General features: G+C 45.3%; 16 protein-coding genes. 3 read left to right on the top strand and 13 right to left on the bottom strand.

Translation table 11 applies throughout. The features are described 5' to 3' along the window. The first annotated feature begins 195 nt into the window (after window positions 1-195). Window positions 196-2,919, top strand: coding sequence for a DNA ligase D (gene ligD, locus GO620_RS03455; RefSeq protein ID WP_157526363.1), 2,724 nt, complete (start codon window positions 196-198; stop codon window positions 2,917-2,919). A gap of 19 nt (window positions 2,920-2,938) precedes the next feature. Here the strand turns inward: ligD and GO620_RS03450 are convergent, their stop codons facing one another. The 8 genes from GO620_RS03450 to GO620_RS03415 all read right to left on the bottom strand — a co-directional run bounded on the left by GO620_RS03450 (window position 2,939) and on the right by GO620_RS03415 (window position 9,790). Further along, window positions 2,939-3,595, bottom strand: a complete 657-nt coding sequence (locus GO620_RS03450) for a 3-oxoacid CoA-transferase subunit B (RefSeq protein WP_157526361.1) — start codon at window positions 3,593-3,595, stop codon at window positions 2,939-2,941. Further along, window positions 3,585-4,295, bottom strand: a complete 711-nt coding sequence (locus tag GO620_RS03445; RefSeq protein WP_157526359.1) for a CoA transferase subunit A — start codon at window positions 4,293-4,295, stop codon at window positions 3,585-3,587. The genes GO620_RS03450 and GO620_RS03445 overlap by 11 nt, the downstream gene beginning before the upstream one ends. Window positions 4,296-4,316: 21 nt before the next feature. Beyond that, a complete protein-coding gene (locus GO620_RS03440; RefSeq protein WP_157526357.1) occupies window positions 4,317-4,784 on the bottom strand; it encodes an Lrp/AsnC family transcriptional regulator in 468 nt (155 codons plus the stop codon). An 84-nt stretch (window positions 4,785-4,868) separates the two neighbouring features. Continuing rightward, a complete protein-coding gene (gene hppD / locus GO620_RS03435; RefSeq protein WP_157526355.1) occupies window positions 4,869-6,029 on the bottom strand; it encodes a 4-hydroxyphenylpyruvate dioxygenase in 1,161 nt (386 codons plus the stop codon). A gap of 58 nt (window positions 6,030-6,087) precedes the next feature. Further along, complete coding sequence (locus tag GO620_RS03430; protein WP_157526353.1) at window positions 6,088-7,245, bottom strand: homogentisate 1,2-dioxygenase; 1,158 nt, start codon at window positions 7,243-7,245, stop codon at window positions 6,088-6,090. Between the two features lie 5 nt (window positions 7,246-7,250). After that, window positions 7,251-8,171 carry a flavin reductase family protein gene (locus GO620_RS03425; RefSeq protein ID WP_157526351.1) on the bottom strand — a complete coding sequence of 307 codons (921 nt, stop codon included), beginning with the start codon at window positions 8,169-8,171 and terminating at the stop codon, window positions 7,251-7,253. Then, on the bottom strand, window positions 8,168-9,163 hold the full coding sequence (locus GO620_RS03420) for a fumarylacetoacetate hydrolase family protein (protein ID WP_200230636.1): 996 nt from the start codon (window positions 9,161-9,163) through the stop codon (window positions 8,168-8,170). Before GO620_RS03420 ends, GO620_RS03425 begins: the two co-directional genes overlap by 4 nt. 201 nt (window positions 9,164-9,364) lie before the next feature. Further along, entirely contained in the window at window positions 9,365-9,790 is a 426-nt protein-coding gene (locus tag GO620_RS03415; protein ID WP_157526349.1) for a hypothetical protein, read from the bottom strand. 176 nt (window positions 9,791-9,966) lie between these two features. Here GO620_RS03415 and GO620_RS03410 point away from each other — a divergent pair, with 176 nt between their 5' ends. Beyond that, window positions 9,967-10,872: a VOC family protein gene (locus GO620_RS03410; RefSeq protein WP_157526347.1), complete on the top strand. Its 906-nt coding sequence runs from the start codon at window positions 9,967-9,969 to the stop codon at window positions 10,870-10,872. Window positions 10,873-10,875: 3 nt separating this feature from the next. On the opposite strand, the gene GO620_RS03405 is transcribed toward GO620_RS03410, so the two are convergent. The 5 genes from GO620_RS03405 to GO620_RS03385 all read right to left on the bottom strand — a co-directional run bounded on the left by GO620_RS03405 (window position 10,876) and on the right by GO620_RS03385 (window position 13,736). Then, on the bottom strand, window positions 10,876-11,454 hold the full coding sequence (locus tag GO620_RS03405) for a Maf family protein (protein WP_157526345.1): 579 nt from the start codon (window positions 11,452-11,454) through the stop codon (window positions 10,876-10,878). A gap of 101 nt (window positions 11,455-11,555) precedes the next feature. Beyond that, window positions 11,556-12,068 (bottom strand): KdsC family phosphatase, encoded by a 513-nt coding sequence (locus GO620_RS03400; protein WP_157526344.1) that lies wholly within the window; start codon window positions 12,066-12,068, stop codon window positions 11,556-11,558. Between the two features lie 11 nt (window positions 12,069-12,079). Next, window positions 12,080-12,319: a Fe-S cluster assembly protein IscX gene (gene iscX / locus GO620_RS03395; RefSeq protein WP_157526342.1), complete on the bottom strand. Its 240-nt coding sequence runs from the start codon at window positions 12,317-12,319 to the stop codon at window positions 12,080-12,082. Window positions 12,320-12,600: 281 nt separating this feature from the next. Continuing rightward, complete coding sequence (locus GO620_RS03390; protein WP_157526340.1) at window positions 12,601-12,933, bottom strand: 2Fe-2S iron-sulfur cluster-binding protein; 333 nt, start codon at window positions 12,931-12,933, stop codon at window positions 12,601-12,603. A gap of 23 nt (window positions 12,934-12,956) precedes the next feature. Further along, window positions 12,957-13,736 (bottom strand): Rossmann-like and DUF2520 domain-containing protein, encoded by a 780-nt coding sequence (locus GO620_RS03385; RefSeq protein WP_157526338.1) that lies wholly within the window; start codon window positions 13,734-13,736, stop codon window positions 12,957-12,959. Between the two features lie 511 nt (window positions 13,737-14,247). Between GO620_RS03385 and GO620_RS03380 the strand changes: the two genes are divergently transcribed. Further along, on the top strand, window positions 14,248-16,329 hold the full coding sequence (locus GO620_RS03380) for a hypothetical protein (protein ID WP_157526336.1): 2,082 nt from the start codon (window positions 14,248-14,250) through the stop codon (window positions 16,327-16,329). Window positions 16,330-16,378: the final 49 nt, after the last annotated feature.

The raw sequence follows: 16,378 nt of genomic DNA, 5'->3' as shown, positions 1-16,378 counted from the left end.
GTTTATGCTGAGGGGCTTTTTTTATTCACAAACGCCCCGTTTGTTGCTCTTAAGTTCCCGGTATGCGTAAATCGAAATAGTTTGTTTGTTAAATAGCGACTTTAAACGGAAGCGGGAAACTTCACTCTGAACAAAACTTACAGCTATTATCTATGGTTAAGTAGATTGACCACCGTCGGACCATTTATACATGCCATGGAAAAGCTAAAAGAGTACAATAAGAAAAGGGATTTTAATAAAACTGCAGAGCCAAAAGCCGGCAAAAGCAAGGACAAAGATCATTTGATCTTTGTTGTGCAAAAGCATGATGCGTCGCGCCTGCATTACGATTTCAGGCTGGAAATGGACGGCGTTCTAAAAAGCTGGGCTGTGCCGAAAGGGCCATCCCTCGACCCAAAGATCAAACACCTGGCCATGATGGTCGAAGACCATCCGTTTGACTACCTCAATTTTGAAGGCATCATTCCTAAAGGCGAGTATGGCGGTGGAACGGTCATTGTATGGGATGAGGGCACATATGAGCCTATCGAGCCAATCAAGGGTAAAAAGGCGCAGGAAAAACACTTGTTAAAGCAGTTAGCAGCAGGATCGTTAAAAATAAAATTACACGGCGAAAAATTGAATGGTGAGTTCGCCCTGGTTAAAACTCATGGCATGGGCGAGAACGGATGGCTGATGATCAAACATAAAGACGACTACGCAACCAGCAAAGATATCACCAAGGCAGACCGGTCTGTTTTAAGCGGAAAGACCATAGACGAAATGGCCAAAACCAGTGAGAAAGTTTGGCAAAACGGGCACGAGGAAGATGTGGTGCCCGATGAAGCATTAGCAGAAGAAATGGATGATGACGCACAGGAACCGAACGAAACTGATGAAACAGATGTGAAAGCGTTGTTTAAAAAAGCGCCAAAATCTAAAATGCCTGCCAACATTAAGCCCATGAAGGCCACCCTTGTGGACGAACCGTTTGATGAGCCGGGATGGGTGTTTGAGGTGAAATGGGACGGTTACCGGGCAACGGCTTTGCTGGATAAGAAGAACGGCGTGCAACTAATTTCACGTAACAATCTGCCTTTCGAAAAATATTATCCTATTAATGAGGGTCTGCAGGAGTGGAAGATGGATGCCGTGCTCGACGGCGAATTGCTGGTATTGAATGACAAGGGCGTATCAGACTTTGGCGCCATGCAAAACTGGCGAAGCGAAGCCGATGGTAATTTGGTCTACTACATCTTTGATATACTATGGTATGAGGGTAAAAACCTGATGGGTTTATCATTGTCTGATCGACAGGCGATCTTAAAATCCATATTACCAACAGATAACGAACACATTCGCCAAAGCACCGTATTTAAGGCAAACGGCAAAGACTTTTTTGCGGCTGCCGAGAAAATGGGGCTCGAAGGTATCATTGCAAAAAAGGCCGACAGCACTTACACCTCCGATCTGCGTTCGAAAGAATGGCTGAAGATAAAAGTTCAGCGCAGGCAAGAAGTGGTGATAGCCGGCTTCACCAAAAACGAGGGCACTGCTAAAGCTTTCAGCGCGTTGCTGCTTGGGGTCTATAAAGGCAAAGAGTTGGTATTTGCAGGCAAAGTTGGTACCGGCTTCTCTGACAAGCTACAAAAAGAGATGATGGGACAGTTTAAGCCGCTCATTACAGACAAGAGTCCGTTCGATGTAGAAATTGACGTAGACAAGCCGTCGCGATTCAGGCCGCAGCGACTTGGTGCTAAACCTACCTGGTTAAAACCCGAATTGGTTTGCGAGGTCGCCTTTGCCGAAGTCACTAGCGACGGCGTATTCAGGCAAGCATCATTCAAGGGTATGCGTACCGATAAGGAAGCGAAGGATGTTGTTCTTGAAACTCCTGTTGATGCAGAAGCTACCGTTGCGGAAACTGAAGAAAAACCCGTTAAGAGGTCGGCTGAAAAGAATAAAAAAGCCGACTTGAAACTGGCGCCAATAAAAAATACAGACCGCAAAACACTGCTCAACCCTACCGAAGATACCCAAGTAAAAAAAGTGTGCGGACACGAGCTTAAATTTAACCATGTAACCAAACTCTACTGGCCCGAAGACAAGATCACCAAGGGCCAGATGCTTAATTATTACTACAAGGTTGGCGAATACATGATCTCCTATTTAAAAGACAGGCCGATGTCGCTTAACCGTTTTCCGGGCGGTATTCATGGCCAAAGCTTTTACCAGAAAAATGTGTCTGATAAAGCACCAGACTGGGCCAAAACATTCGCTCACGATACCGACGAAGGTAAACATTCTAAATACCTGGTGGGTACTGATGAGGCCAGCCTGCTTTGGATGGCGTCTTTAGGATGTATCGAGATCAATCCGTGGTTTAGCCGGGTGCAATCGCCTGACAACCCAGATTATTGCGTGATAGACCTTGACCCTGATAAGCATACTTATGACCAGGTTGTAGAAGCCGCACGTATTGTAAAAGACATTTTAGATGCTATAGACGTACCATCATACCCTAAAACTTCGGGCTCTACAGGTATGCACATTTATATCCCGCTTGAGGCAAAGTACACCTACAAAGAATCGCAGCTGTTCGCCAACATCATTGTAAAACTGGTGCACAAACAAATACCTGACTATACCAGCATAGAACGAAGTATTGCGGCGCGTGGTGGCAAAATGTACCTCGACTTTTTACAAAACCGCCCCGGAGCAACCATTGCCGGTCCCTACTCGCTGCGACCAAAACCCGGCGCGACAGTTTCCATGCCGCTGGCCTGGGACGAGGTTAAAAAAGGTTTAACAATAAAGCACTTCAATATCAATAACGCTATTGACCGCCTCAAAGAAACAGGTGATCTGTTTCACGGTGTATTAGGAAAAGGCATCGATCTGAGGAAAACTATCGAAAAATCGCAGAGTGTGTTTGGCTAAACCATTATTGAAAATGTAACTAAAAAGCCATTTCGGGCACGTCCCCGTCGATGATCAATTTACCGGCTGTTGCTTTTTGAATATCCTCGGTATTTACACCAGGTGCACGTTCTAACAATTTAAATCCGCCGTTTGGCAGCACATCCAAAACGGCAAGCTCGGTTACGATCTTTTTGACGCACCGTACCCCTGTAAGCGGCAACGTGCATTGAGGTAATAATTTAGACTCGCCAGCCTTGTTAACGTGTTGCATAGCTACAATGATGTTTTCTGCAGAGGCAACCAGGTCCATGGCGCCGCCCATACCTTTTACCATTTTACCGGGAATCTTCCAATTGGCTATATCACCACGTTCGGAAACCTCCATTGCGCCTAAAATAGTAAGGTGAACCTTTTTAGCGCGTATCATCCCAAAACTCATTGCCGAATCGAATATCGCCGAACCAGGCAACGTGGTAATGGTTTGCTTACCCGCGTTTATAGTATCAGCATCCTCTTCTCCTTCATGTGGAAACGGCCCCATGCCCAATAACCCGTTCTCTGATTGCAGTACCACATCCATATCTGCGGGAATGTAATTGGCTACCAGTGTAGGAATGCCAATGCCAAGGTTAACATAGTAACCGTCCTTAATTTCCCGTGCTATCCGTTGCGCGATTTGTTCTTTACTTAACATCAGTCATCCCTTTCCGCACAGTACGCTGTTCTATTCGCTTTTCATAATCCCTACCCTGAAAAATGCGATGCACATAAATTCCGGGTGTATGGATGTGATCCGGGTCCAACTCACCGGGTTGTACCAACTCTTCTACTTCGGCAATAGTGACCTTGCCAGCCATGGCCATGACCGGATTAAAGTTGCGGGCGGTTGAGCGGTAAACCAGGTTGCCCATGGTGTCGCCCTTCCAGGCTTTGACAATTGCAAAATCTGCGTCAAACGCCATCTCCATTAAATATTCTTTGCCATTAAAAATCCGCGTTTCCTTATCTTTCGCGACTTCGGTACCTACCCCGGCAGGCGTAAAAATTGCAGGCATCCCGTAACCTGCTGCCATGCATCGTGTAGCCAATGTACCCTGTGGTATCAGCTCAACGTCGAGTTCGCCGCTCAACAATTGACGTTCAAACTCGGCATTTTCTCCCACGTAGGATGCGATCATCTTTTTTACCTGGCGTTGTTTGAGCATTAGCCCGATACCAAAATCGTCGACACCGGCATTGTTGGATATACAGGTTAGATCCTTTACCCCGCTTTTTACCAATGCTGCAATAGTATTTTCGGGAAGGCCGCATAAGCCAAAGCCGCCCAGCATAAGCGTCATGCCATCCTGGATGCCTTTAATAGCCTCATCGGCGTCAGCAACTACTTTATTCATGGATGAATAGCATTTGTTTAATTACATGTCAAGGTTAAAAGCCGTATCCATCTTAGCTTCGCGCATTACGAAGGTGCTTTCCAGATGGCCTATTACCGCGGTTGTAAACAACTTATTGATCAAAAAATCGTGATATGCACTAAGGTCGCTTACAGATATCTTCAAAATAAAATCATAACTGCCCGACATGTGGTAACATTCCATCACCTCGTCATACGCAACCACTGTCTTTTCAAAATCGAACAAAACCTGCTTGCTATGATCTTTAAGCTGGATATGCGTAAAAGCGTTTAATTGTCTGTTCAGCTGGTTGGGGTCTAGGATAGCAACGTAACGTTTGATCACACCCTGGTCTTCCATCCGCTTTATACGCTCATACACCGCGGTAATAGATTTGTGAACCCTTAACCCTATTTCTTTATTGGTAAGCCGGGCATCTTTTTGCAGCAGGTCCAGAATTTTAAGGTCAAGGGCGTCGAGCTTAGTCATGGTTAAAGTTTATCTGATTGCCTTGTTTGACAATTGATGCAATTAAATAAACTTTAACCGTATTGACCAAATCGACAGCATAGTTTACAGGTTGCCCCTTAGCTCCTGCTCCCGCTCGATTGCCTCAAATAAAGCTTTGAAATTACCCGCGCCGAAAGATTTAGCCCCCTTACGCTGGATGATCTCAAAGAACACAGTCGGTCTGTCTTCAACCGGTTTGGTGAAAATCTGCAGCAGATAGCCTTCATCATCACGGTCTACCAGTATGCCCAATTGCTTCAACGGTTCCAGGTCTTCATCTATGTGTCCCACCCTGTCTAACAAATCGTCATAATAGGTATTGGGCACTGTCAGGAACTCAACGCCGCGACTTTTGAGATCGGTAACAGTTTTAACGATATCATGGGTAGCCAGTGCCATATGTTGCACGCCCTCACCTTCGTAAAACTCAAGGTATTCTTCTATCTGGCTTTTCTTTTTGCCTTCTGCAGGTTCATTGATAGGGAATTTTACGAAGCCGTTACCGTTACTCATCACCTTACTCATCAGGGCAGAATACTCGGTCGAGATCATCTTGTCATCAAACGTAAGAATGTTCCTGAAGCCCATAATGTCTTCATAAAAATTCACCCAGTCGTTCATTTTGTTCCAGCCTACGTTGCCTACGCAATGATCTACATAAAGCAACCCAGTGGGGCCGGGATTATATTCCGACTTCCATTCCTGGTAACCAGGCATGAAAACGCCGCTATAGTTTTTACGTTCGATAAACATGTGTACCGTTTCGCCATACAGTTTAATGCCGCTGATACGCACTTCGCCATGCTCATCTGTTATGGTCTGTGGCTCTAAGTACGGTTCGGCACCGCGTTTGATGGTCTGCTTAAAAGCATCGTACGCGTCATCAACCCAAAGTGAGATAGACTTTACACCATCGCCATGTTTTTTGATGTGTTCGCTGATAGGGTGATCTGAATGTAAAGGCGTGGTCAGCACCAAACGGATTTTTTCTTGCTGTAATACATATGAAGCACGGTCGCGCACGCCAGTCTCCGGTCCGGCATATGCCAGGTCCTGAAAACCGAAAGCAGTTTTATAAAAATGAGCTGCTTGCTTGGCATTGCCCACATAAAATTCAATGTGGTCTGTACCGTTTAGTGGAAGGAAGTCTGTGGCTGCCTCACCCCCGCCCTCCCCAAAGGAAAGGGAGTTGTCTTTCTCGATATCTTTAGTTAGTGTTTCCATAATTTATATTTAATTGGTTTTTTAAAGCCCTCTCCTTCGGGGAGGGTTGGGTGAGGCGTTACTCCGCCCAGCTTTTATAGTAATCAGGGTCTTCAATTGCTAAAGCGTTTTCAGTAAGCATCAACGGGCGAAAAGGGTCTATCATTACGGCCAGCTCTTCTGTCGCTTCTTTGCCGATAGATTTTTCGACCGATCCCGGGTGCGGGCCATGCGGGATGCCGCCCGGATGCAGGGTGATCTGTCCCTTCACCACGTTTTTGCGGCTCATAAAGTCGCCGTCAACGTAATATAAAACCTCGTCGCTGTCTACATTGCTGTGATTATAGGGTGCCGGTATAGACTGCGGGTGATAGTCGAACTTGCGCGGCACAAATGAGCAGATCACAAAGTTATGCCCTTCAAACGTTTGGTGCACCGGTGGTGGTTGGTGCAAGCGCCCTGTTATCGGTTCAAAATCATGAATAGAAAATGCCCAGGGGTAATGGTACCCGTCCCACCCTACAAAATCGAAAGGATGAGTTCCGTAGGTGTAGGGATAAATTAATCCTTGTTTTTTGATCAGCACTTTAAAGTCGCCCTTTTCATCATGCGTTTCTAAATCCTGTGGGCGTTTAATGTCACGTTCACAATAAGGCGAATGCTCCATCAACTGGCCAAATTGGTTGCGGTACCTTTTAGGTGTGCGGATGGGGCTAAAGCTTTCTACAATGAACAGGCGGTTATCTTCCGTATCAAATTGCAGCTGGTATATAGTGCCACGCGGAATGACCAGGTAATCGCCATATTCAAATTTGATTTTGCCGAAGCCTGTCTTGAGAGTCCCTGTTCCTTTGTGGATGAAAACCACCTCATCTGCCTGGCTGTTCTTGTAAAAGTAATCAGTCATTGATTGGCGCGGCGCAGCCAAAGAAATGTGCAAGTCGCTATTCACCAATACAGGTTTTCGGCTTTTCAGATAGTCGTCTTCGGGCTGAATATTGAAGCCAACAAGACTGGTATGTTTTAGATGTTTCTCAAGCGCAATCTTCGGTTCCACGCTGTATGGCTCGCCTAATGCTTTAACAATCGTTGGCGGATAAGCATGGTAGATAAGCGAATACATGTTAGAGAACCCTTCTGTAGATACCAATTCTTCGGCATACAGGTTGCCATCCGGTTTGCGGAATATGGTGTGCCTTTTGTGCGGGATCTTTCCCAGCGTGTGGTAAAATGGCATAACAACTATATTTTAGAAACAGTTAAACATTCCTGACAGGACAACAGCAAAGCCCATGTTTTATTAATCTCGTCTTTTCTTATTAATTTTTGCACCTCAGCCCAAAAGCGTGCCTCAACACCGGAGTCCAAATCAGCATTACTAAAACCAGCGATCAAGCTTTGATATTCTACTTTTAATTTTTCGATGATATCCGCATCCGGGATCACCTCGATATTAGCCAATCTGGCTAAGTCATTCTTTGACAAATAATCCGATTGGATTATAAATTCAGGCAGTTTATCCACACCGATGCCCAACGCCACGTTCGGCTTAGGTACTTTAAACAAGTTTTCAGGCCTAATTTCGCAATACCAGTCACCACCAAGCCTTGCGGCCAGTTGTATTTTGGTTTGGTCGATACCGTTGCCCTCGGAGCTTAGAACAGCTTCGCTCACATGGATCTTCTTTATTTCTGCCAGCACCAGGTTGCCCGCGCCGGGGCCATCCCCCGTTTCAATGATCTGTGTTACCATACATTCCAATTGCACGGGCGACTCTGCCACACGCGGCGGCTTCACCAATTCTGACGGTAAAGCAGTAAAGCCCGCTTTTACAAATTCATTTTGAGCTTTGTCGTACTCACAGCTCGACAATGAGGTTTGATGCAGCATATCCGGAGTAACAACCTGGATCACACACTGGGGTACCTCTCTTAGGTTGTCAAGCGTATGCTTGGTGGTATTATCCCTCACCCGCCTAGACGGTGAAAACACACACAGTGGGGGATTTACGCTAAACAGGTTGAAGAAACTAAACGGACTAAGGTTTACGTTCCCATGGCTATCAACTGTAGAAACCAGCGCGATAGGCCGCGGCGCAATGGCATACTGCAAATAATTTTGCAGCTGCAAGGGGCTTAGCTCATTCGCGTTTATGGTTTTCATTTTTTTAGTTTTAAGATGCTCCATACGGTATCTGCTTTTTTGATCACGTTGGTCAACGTGCCCAGGCCGGTCACCTGCATTTCGACAAGATCTCCAGGCTGCAGCCATTGAGGTTTGTAAGAGGCATCATTTAATAAGCCGGTACCGTTAAGTTCTAAAAAGCACCCGGTGCCTACAGTACCACTACCTATTACGTCGCCCGGCAGCACATCGCAGCCATAAGAGCAGCGTTCAATGATCTCTGCAAAGGTCCAGTCCATATCGGCCATGTTACCTGCAGACACCCGCTGATTGTTAACGCTGCAAATCATTTTCAAATCATAAGCGTTGCCAACATGCCCCGGCTTGCATGGCACTTTGTATTGTTCTAACTCGTCGGGTGTAACCAGCCATGGACCAATTACCGTCGAAAAATCTTTACCCTTTGCAGGGCCAAGGTTTAGCAGCATTTCTTCCATTTGCAGAGTACGCGCGCTCATATCATTCATGATCATGTAGCCTGCTATGTAGCTATCGGCATCAGCTGCTTTAATGTTCCTGCCTTTTTTGTTGAGCACCACAGCCACTTCCAATTCAAAATCAAGCTTTTCAAAATGGTCGGGCATGCATTCTATTTCCCCAGGGCCTTGTATGGCGTTGTGGTTTGTAAAATAGAAGATTGGATACTGGTCAAACTCGGCTATCATATCCACCTTGCGGTTGCGGCGGGCAGCGGCAACATGCTGTCTGAACGCATACCCATCACGGCAAGAGGTTGGGTATGGCACCGGTGCAATCAGCTCAAAAAACAATTCTTCTTTGGCTTTAATACTACCGTTACGCAGACTTGCATCAACTTTACGCGCGTGTTCCATCAACTCCTCACCCTCCCATAAAAAAGCTTTCATGGTATTGGGAATCAGTTTGTCTACAGAGTGCAGATTGTAGATGTTCCCATTTACAAAAATGCCCAGATGTTCAAGGTTATTACTGATGTATGATACTAGTTTCACGGCTAAAATTGGTATTATAAAATTGATGAATAAAAAACTTTTAATCTACAAAAAATACAATTAAAGGAAATAAAATCCATATAAATTTCTATAATAGATTTTAATTCTATAAAAGATTCAATTACGCATGGCTTACAGATTTTCTTTCCAAAGCGGGCGGTTTATAAATGGCAATGTAATATCTGTAACTAATGTTATCGCTTAAGGGTTTTTGTAGTGAATAAGATTATTGTAAAAGCCGTCGCGGTTTTGGTCGTACAAAAGATCTGCAATAATCTGCTTTTTATCATCGAATAAAAGTGGGGATATATTAAGGGTGCACCTGTTGCCGGCGTTATCTTGCAGTAAGAAACCATACTGCACCAATCCTTCATTCTTTTTAACAGAAACATGCAGCACTTTAAAAACCGAAGTGGCCAAAGCTTTAATGGTTACCGTTGATCTGTTAATAATAAAAGTAGTTACTGTATTGCTGGTATGTACGCCGGGTACAAAATCACCTTTGGCGGCAGAATATTTCGAATAGATGGCATCTGTACAGGTAAATCTGCCGTAAGGCGATTGGGCATGCACATTTACGCTGATACATAGTAATAAAGTAAGCCAAAATATTTTCGGGCGTTTCATCAACAAGCAAATATCCTGATTATAAACTACACTACCGAAACCGCAAAATGTTAAAATTCGCGATTGTCGGTATAAGCCCCCTTATTGTCACGTCTGCCCCTTTTTAATTTGCACCCCGCGATTAAATTTGATTCATACAATACCTGTTATAATAGACCACACTAAATTAAAGACCTATGCATCCTATCAAACCGCATTTATGGTTCAACAACCAGGCAAAAGAAGCCGCTGAGTTTTATGTTAGTTTATTACCAAACTCTGCTATCAGTTTTGTAAGTAAGATAGCTAACACGCCGAATGGCGACTGCGATATTGTAGAATTTACGCTGGCAGGTCAGCCGCTGATGGCTATCAGCGCCGGACCGCATTTCAAATTTACCCCGGCAATATCGCTTATGGTAAATTTTGATCCGTCGCGCGAAGCCGGCTCCTCCGCGCAGATAGATGAGATGTGGAATAAATTACTGGACGGCGGCTCTGTTTTAATGCCGCTCGACAGCTACCCTTTTAGCGAACGTTATGGCTGGATTGCAGATAAGTATGGCCTTAACTGGCAACTGATCTTGTCTCGGCCGGAAGGCGAACCGCGCCCGGTGATCGTTCCATCGCTGCTGTTTACCGGCGATGTGGCAGGCAAGGCATTGGAAGCGATCGATTTTTATTGTTCAATATTTAAAGGTGGCCATCGTGGCAACATTGCACCCCGCCCGGAAGATGTTGGCCCGGACAAAGCGGGAACCCTAATGTATGGCGACTTCAATATAAACGATACCTGGATAGCCGCTATGGACAGCGCCCACCCGCATGGATTTGTTTTCAACGAAGCCTTGTCTTTCTTGGTTGAATGTGACACGCAGGAAGAGATAGACTATTATTTTAACGCCCTTTCTAATGATCCTAAAGCAGAGCAATGCGGCTGGCTGAAGGACAAATACGGCGTTTCATGGCAGATCACCGCGAGCATGATGACAGACGTTTTCAAAAACGGTACGCAAGAACAAATAGACCGGGTAACAAAAGCGTTTATGCCGATGAAGAAGATCGACGCAGCAACTTTAGAAAAGGCATATCGGGGTAAGTAGAGTTTAAACCAGCCTTGCCAACTGCTGATACAACTTTTCTGTAGGCAAGCCTACCACATTGGTGTAAGAGCCGTTGATGCGTTCTATGCCGGTAAGGCCGATCCATTCCTGTATGCCATAAGCCCCGGCCTTGTCAAGGGGCTTGCATTGGTGTACATAAAATTCAATTTCGCTATGGGTCAACTTGCGGAAAAATACTTCAGACACGTCGAAGAATTTATTGAGCTCGCCTTTGTACAATATGCAAACGCCGGTTACCACACGGTGCACCCTGCCGGATAGTTTTTGCAGCATCTCGATGGCGTGCTGCTCATCCTCGGGCTTGCCTAAAATTTCGTTGTCAATGCAAACTATTGTATCCGCGGTAAGAACAACGCGCCCGTGGGCGGTTCCATCATAAGCTTTTGCTTTTTTTTCGGCAATGTAAACCGCTACTTTTTCCGGTGTTAGATTGTCCGGGTATGACTCATCAACCTCTTTCAGCACTACTTCGAAGTCAATGTCCATCAACCTTAGTAGTTCATGCCTGCGTGGCGACTTCGATGCTAAGATAAAAGGCGGAAGATTGTGGATGGATTTCATAGGATAGTAAATGGTTCATTGATCATGGTTCATAGCAAAATGTTATCAGGCATTCAAAGACCATTAGTACCATGAACTATCATCTATGAACCATGAACAGTCTACCAAGAGTATGCCTGTTCGCCCATCCATTTTTGCTGGATCTTTAGCGTTTTTTCAATCACGTCGCGAACACAGCCTTTACCGCCGTTCAGCGGCGAAATATAAGCACTAATTGCTTTGATCTCTTCGGCAGCATCCGCAGGGCAAACCGGCAGGCCTACCAGCTTCATCACTTCCAGATCAGGAATGTCGTCGCCCATATACATTACCTTTTGCGGATTAATACCGCGTTCTTCGATAAAGTTTTTGAAGTTAAGCGTCTTGGTATGGGCACCTATGTACACATCCTTCACACCAAGACTATTTAATCGATAAAGTGCAATTTTAGACCTGCTGCCGGATATAGCTGCAACGTTAAAACCACATTTTACCGCGAGCTGAATGGCATAACCGTCTTTTATGTTAAACTGGCGCGTTTGCTCACCACTTTCGGTAACAAACACACCGCCGTCGGTCAGCACGCCATCTACGTCAAAAATAAACGTATCAATATCTTTAAGCTTATCTAACATGCGCAGGCTTGTTATTGATTATCGCGCCATTCATAAACCCAGGCGCTCTGTATCTGCTCCAGGTGGCCTTCAGTACTTTCTTCGCGTGTACCAGCAAAATTCGGGATGGTTAAAACCCATTCCAGCAGGTCTGTAAACCTTATGCGGTATATCTTCGATTCATTAAAATCATCGCCAAATTTCTCATAAAGTCCCATGGCTATGTCTTCATGGTCGTTCCAGTGAATCGGCAGGGCAAATTTATCTTGCATATCTTTTATGTTTAACGTAGTACGTTATAAGTAATACGTTTTGATGTTTATTATTGATTTTGAGCGGAACTTAATTTTTTTTGAGTTGATGTTAGATTTTGATGTATAACAAGTCTTCTTTCCCGCATTACAATTAACTTTGGCGTTGCCCTGATTCATCATGGCCGGGCTATACGCTGCAAGTCCTTATTTCGCTTCGCTTCATTCTCGGCTTTCCGCTGCTATCCCTAACGCAACCAACTCTTTAACTTCCTCTCCTTTAGAGAGTGTTGGGATGAGGCCTAGTGCCCCATAAAGCCCGACTGATCTGGCAGCGTCACTTCAATATCACCGTCTATGACCACACACTGGCAACCCAGGCGCGAAGTAATTCGCGGGTTCACAGCCCGGTCTATAAAATCTTCTTCCTTATCAGATATCTCCTGGATGTTGTCCATCCCTTTGTTCACATAAATATGGCAGGTACTGCACCCGCAAACCCCGCCGCAATTATGCTGCAGCTCAATACCATTCTCCAGGCAAACATCCAGTACCGATTCGCCTTCTGCTATTGGCAGGGTTATCGTATCGTGGTCTTTCTCCTCAAAGTTTATGGTAACATTATAAACATTCATTGCCGCAAAAGTAAGAAAATTACTCAGGCGGTTTTTCCGTTTTTTGCCATATTCATTATGCCTTCACTCAGTAAGCGGTAAACGTTTTGTAAATAAGCATTGTCGCCCAGCATCTGTAAATGCGCTTGCATGGTTTGGCCATCCTTACGCACTGCGGGCCCTGTTTGCACGGCCGATGGCAGCTGCCCTTGTACCTTGTCAGCAGTTTCTTTGATCAGTGGTCTTAGCAAGTTAAAATCAATATTATTGTCTGCCAGTAATTGCTGTGCGATATGATACAGGTAATTTGGAAAGTTGCAGGCAAATACCGCGGCCAGGTGCAGCGTTTTACGTTGAAGGCTGTCGATCTCATATACCTTGTTGCTGATGGTCTGGCCGAGCTGTTTTAAAGTAAAGGTGATATCATCATCTGCGCCCTCTATACATAGTGGTACTTCCCAAAAATTCACCTCCTTTTGCTTGCTAAATGTTTGCAAAGGGTAAAGCACGCCGGCATAACCAGTGATGAGCATCAATTCACCAATGTCCGTAGCCCCGGACGTATGCACCATCAGCTTTCTATGCCCGGCCAGTTGGGCAGCAACATCAATGATTGCATCATCTTTTACAGAAATGATGAACAGATCGGTGTCGGCGGTAATTGCGTCAAAATCATTTACGGGTTCTGCCCCGACATGATAAGCCAGCAATGAAGCGTTTTGCATACCGCGGCTGTAAACCTGCACAATATTATGCCCTGCATTTTTTAGCGCCGCGCTTAAATGTGTCGCCACATTCCCCGACCCGATCATGGTAATACGCATGGGGTAAAGATAATTGACGAAAATGCCAATAGCATATTATTCTCTGAAAGATTATCAAATGGAATCATCTTGCTTTCATTTCGTTCATTCGTCGCTGTTTTCGACACTTTTGTCTTAGCCACAAAAGTGTCCAAAAAGGCCAAGTCAGCGCAAGGCTTCTTTTGCCGCACAGGCTTTTGCCCTGCAAAATATTTTGCAAGCCCTCATCACACCAGGCCTCAGTAGCGCAAAATATTTATCACCGAAGCTGTGCGCTGAGAAAACACAATACAGAAATGTTGGCACTACCACAACAACACCTAAAAATGCGGCATCAGCGTGTGCGGTAGTTACAGACTTTGAAGGTTTCAAAAATATTGTAGCTCACGGTGCAGCCGCGAGTTTCTTTGGTTACTTTCTTTGACGGTCAAAGAAAGTAACATTGAAAGTTAAAACCAGTTATGAGGCAATGGTTCGATTTTAACTTAACCTGACCTTTCGCAAATTCGCCTAACCTTTTACCTTTACCACAATGCATTTTCTGTTCGCGATTAGTTGGGGAAGCGTTTCGGGCTGGTGGGTATTACTTTGTTTGCTGGCCGGCGCGCTTTACGCCTGGTTGATGTACCGCCTACCGGTCGTCTTTAACAATAGATTGCGTTATGCGCTTACCGCCTTTAGATTTCTCGCGGTGACGCTTATTGCATTATTGCTTTTATCGCCTATCATAAAATCGACAAATTATCAGCCGCAAAAGCCGCTGGTGTTGGTTGCAGTTGATAATTCAGCATCTATTCAGAAATTCAATCCGCCGTCAGTTAATCTAAAACAAGTGGTTAACGACATGGGCCAATTGAAACAGGCTTTAGGCGACAAATATGATGTGCGTGAGTTTCATTTCGGAAAAGACTTACAACCTGGCTTGCCTGCGAATTTTACCGCTAAGCAAACTGATATTGCAGGCGCCTTGCATCAACTTAATGACGGCTTCGCCAACCAAAATATTGGCGCCATTGTGCTTGCAACTGACGGCCTTTACAATGAAGGTACCGACCCTGCTTATGAAGCCAAAAATATAAAATCGGGCATTTACACTATTGGTTTGGGCGATACCACAACCCGCCGCGACCTGTTTATCACCAATGTCAACTATAATAAAACCGCGCTATTAGAAAACGACTTTGAGGTGGAAGTTTCTGTGGGCGCGTACCTCGGCAAAGGCGAAACCATGCACTTAACTGTTGCCGAGGATGGTAAACCGGTTTTAAGTAAAGAAATACTTGTCAACAATAATAACTTTCAAAAAACCGTATCGCTTAAGTTGCATGCCGACGAAAAAGGCCTGCATAAATTTACTTTCAGTATCGCCCCGGCTAAGAATGAGGCGTCCCTGCAAAATAACACCGAAACAATTTATGTAGAAGTGATTGACGCCCGCCAAAAGGTACTGCTGGTGTATAACGGCCCCCACCCCGATATCGGCACACTCACACACGCTATCGAAGCTAACCGCAACTTCGAGGTAAAGTCCGTTAAGTTAGCGGACCTGGTCGCTGCAAAAACTGCTAACTATAATCTGGTCATCCTTTACCAGATCACCGACTTTAATCAAACACTGCAGGCGCTTACCGCCGGTACATCCACATGGGTAATAGGCGGCGCACAAACAGATCCCGGCGCATTTAACCGCGAGCAAAGGTTACTTCAGCTGATTATTACCCGCGTGGATAATCAGGAGGTTTTTGCCTTACCGCAAACCGGCTTTTCCGCGTTTACGCTAAGCGATTCAACCTTGAGAAAGATAGCGCAGATGCCGCCGCTCATCGCCATGTTCGGGAATTACAACGCGATCGGTAATGCGGCTGTGCTTTTCAAGCAAAAGATCGGCAGCATTGGCACTAATTACCCCTTAATGGTTTTCGGTGACGATCGCGGCAGACGCACTGCAGTTCTGGCGGGTGAAGGTTTGTGGCGATGGCATTTGGCCGAGTATGAAACGTTCGGCACCCATTCAGCATTGGAAGAATTGGTATCACAAACTGTAATGTACTTAACTGCCAATGCGTCGCGGCAGCGGTTTAGGGCATACGCGGCGAAAAATATCTTTAACGAAGGTGAGCATGTATTGCTGAATGCCGAACTCTATAATGAAGCGCTCGCACTTACCAACGCACCGGACGTTAAGCTCGACCTAAAAAATTCAAACGGTAAAAACTATAGTTTTCAATTTAGCCGCAACGGGCAAAGCTACCAGTTAGATGCGGGCGACCTGCCGGCAGGCGATTATAGCTATACCGCTGCCACACAATTGGGTAAAGAAACGTTTAAAGCAAGCGGGCAACTAAGCGTAAAAGCCATCGGCCTGGAAGCCAAACAAAGTCGCGCGGATCATAACTTACTATATAACATTGCTAAATCATCGGGCGGGCAACTGCTGCAGCCAAACGAGATCGGAAAACTTGCTGACCTTATCCGCAAGAATGATAACATCAAAACCATCCTTAACGAAGACAAGCATTATTCTGAACCTATTGACCTGAAATGGGTGTTTGCCATAATACTTCTCCTCTTGTCGGCCGAGTGGTTTTTACGTAAACGGGAAGGAGAAATATAAATAAAAACAAACCATGTCATTGCGAGGAGCGTAGCGACGCGGCAATCTT

Source organism: Mucilaginibacter ginkgonis, from assembly GCF_009754905.2.
Classification (GTDB): domain Bacteria; phylum Bacteroidota; class Bacteroidia; order Sphingobacteriales; family Sphingobacteriaceae; genus Mucilaginibacter; species Mucilaginibacter ginkgonis.
The sequence above is the reverse complement of the archived record's forward strand: the minus strand, read 5'-3'. Positions and strand labels throughout refer to the sequence as shown.